Genomic DNA, 784 nt, shown 5'->3' with positions numbered 1-784 from the left:
CACATCCATCAACTTAAGGTATCTTTTTATACAAAATGTGGTTTTTTCACGTAGTCTTTTATTATCTTTTATAGATAGCATAAAAGTAGGCACATCAAATAAACCCTGACGGGTTTTAAATTTTTCGCTATGCTACCTGATGGGCAGAAGTGGTATACTCATACACAACACCTAAAATATCAAAGACTGTTTTTTTCTCATATCTGTGAGATTTTCGTCCGTTTCGCTGTAGGAGGTTAAACAGACGAAGGAGAATCTTTGATAATTCTTGGGTGTTTTTATGTARTGCTTGATGAAAAAGTAAGAAATAATCTTTAATTATRTACATMGCTTTATATTCACTTAGYTCTTTCTGTTTCTTACGTAACAGGAGTTCTCTCATTTTAAACATAGTAGAAGAACATAATAGGATACTAATGAGTTGTCCATAAAGGTGGCATTCTAATCGCTCTTGTTTAATAGATTTACAAYGATGAATTCGAAACCAAGATTTCCATATTTTAAATAACAGCTCAATTTGCCAACGCAGTGAATATAAATCATAGATTTTCTCTTTCGGYACCCATTCCGTAGGAATGTTTGTCATATATACCGTAATTCCTTGTAAAAGTTTCGTACGCTCTGTATATGTAATCCCTTTTTTCTTTTCACGAATAGCTCGATCATGTAAACGTTTCTGTTTTTGCTCCTCTGTACATCTATAAACCACAATGCGAGTGGGTAGTTTGTCTTTGCTCCCTACATATACATCATGTAATTCATATACTTGGCCAGGTTGTAATTG

The 784-nt window shown here is 33.4% G+C and carries 1 pseudogene; it reads right to left on the bottom strand.

From position 1 onward, the window contains the following. Nucleotides 1-127 precede the first annotated feature (127 nt). A pseudogene (locus AC1DJR_RS32095) lies at nt 128-784 on the bottom strand (IS4-like element ISBce2 family transposase); the annotation flags it as partial.

This window comes from Bacillus sp. 05T31, from assembly GCF_056396725.1.
The sequence above is the reverse complement of the archived record's forward strand: the minus strand, read 5'-3'. Positions and strand labels throughout refer to the sequence as shown.